Source organism: Bartonella sp. AA86SXKL (genome assembly GCF_042196885.1).
Genome location: NZ_JBHIRE010000071.1, coordinates 1 through 1,825, shown reverse-complemented (window position 1 = coordinate 1,825; position 1,825 = coordinate 1). Strand labels below are relative to the sequence as shown.

The window sequence follows — 1,825 nt, the reverse complement described above, 5'->3', positions numbered from 1 at the left end:
GCAGCATTTTTGTCGTCTGCTTTACCTTATATGCAAAAATATGAAAATGAAACGGTCGTTGTAAAATATGGCGGTCATGCTATGGGTGATCCTGCTTTGGGACGGGCGTTTGCACGTGATATTGCTCTGTTGAAGCAATCAGGTATTAACCCTGTTGTAGTCCATGGTGGAGGTCCTCAAATTGCTGAAATTTTGATGAAAATGGGGATTGAGTCGCGGTTTGAAAACGGTTTACGCGTAACCGATGAACGGATCGTGGAAGTAGTTGAAATGGTTTTAGCGGGTTCCATAAACAAAGAAATAGTCGCTCTCATAAACGCTGAAGGTGAATGGGCAATAGGATTGTGTGGCAAGGATGGCAATATGGTTTTTGCCGAAAAAGCTTATAAAACTGTGATTGATCCTGATTCGCATATTGAGCGTGTTTTGGATTTGGGATTTGTCGGTGAACCTGTTGAAGTTGATCGCACATTATTGGATCTTTTGGCATGTTCTGAAATGATTCCAGTTCTTGCTCCTGTAGCTCCAGGTCGCGATGGCAAAACCTATAATATTAATGCTGATATTTTTGCTGGGGCCATTGCCGGTGCCTTAGAGGCTAAACGCCTTTTGTTTTTGACTGATGTTCCTGGTGTATTGGATAAAAAGGGTAAACTTTTAAAGGAATTGACAATCTCTGAAGCTGAAAACCTCATCAAAAATGAAACAATTTCAGGTGGTATGATTCCAAAAGTAGAAACTTGTATGAAGGCTCTTCAAAATGGGGTGGAAGCTGTTGTCATTTTAAATGGCAGAACTCCCCATTCTGTCTTACTAGAACTGTTTACTGAACAGGGAGCTGGAACGCTTATCGTTTCGTAAAGCGTACAGAATAAACTGGAGGATGAAGCCTTTCATGAATAATACAAAACAGTTGAAACGTCCTTTATTAAACAAGCAAGAGTTGGCATTATTTGCTGCCACAATATTGTGGGGCATTACATTTTTAGTGATTCACATCGCGGTACGCTATAGCGGGCCTCTCTTTTTTGTTGGATTTCGTTTTATGGTTGCATCGCTTATCTGTGGGGCAATTTTTTGGCGCTCTCTGAAAGGTATAACCGTTTATGAAATATTTGCTGGAATGGCTATTGGTTTGGGAATGTTTTTGGGTTACGCTTTACAAGCAACGGGGCTGCAAACGATTATTAGTAGTCAGTCGGCTTTTATTACGGCGCTTTATGTTCCGATAGTTCCAATATTGCAATGGATTGTTTTTAAAAAGCCACCTCGTTTAGCTTGTTGGCTTGGTATTATTTTCGCTTTTATTGGGCTTATCCTTATTTCTGGCAAAAAGTCTGGAAGTTTTGATTTTTCAAAAGGTGAAATTCTAACTTTGTTAGGCGCTTTAGCAATTGCGGGAGAAGTTATACTCATTGGAATTTTTGCCCACAAGGTTGATAGCCGGCGTGTAACGATTATACAGCTATTTTTTAGTGGTCTTTTTTCATTTTTTTGTATGCCTTTTATAGGGGAGAGCATACCTCCATTTTCATGGGTGTGGCTGAATATCGGTATAGGATTGGCATTGATGAGTGCTATCATTCAATTAGCTATGAATTGGGCACAAAAGTCTATTTCACCTACGCGTGCAACACTCATTTATGCAGGTGAACCTGTCTGGGCTGGTATTGTTGGGCGTTTAGCTGGTGAGCATTTATCCCCTTTAGCTTTATTGGGAGGGGCACTTATTCTGATTGGGATCGTTGTGGCTGAATTACAACCTTCACAATGGCGGAAAAAGAAAAATAATTTAAAAAAGTGATTAACTTTTTTCCCTCTCTTA

At 40.1% G+C, this 1,825-nt stretch carries 2 protein-coding genes; both read left to right on the top strand.

Annotated elements, in window-relative coordinates; all coding sequences use genetic code 11:
* Nucleotides 1-861 (top strand): acetylglutamate kinase (gene argB / locus ACFIO5_RS09755; RefSeq protein WP_375705291.1); only part of this gene is annotated, 861 nt, incomplete at its 5' end.
* A gap of 34 nt (nucleotides 862-895) precedes the next feature.
* Nucleotides 896-1,804 (top strand): DMT family transporter, encoded by a 909-nt coding sequence (locus tag ACFIO5_RS09750; RefSeq protein WP_034447589.1) that lies wholly within the window; start codon nucleotides 896-898, stop codon nucleotides 1,802-1,804.
* Nucleotides 1,805-1,825 lie beyond the last annotated feature (21 nt).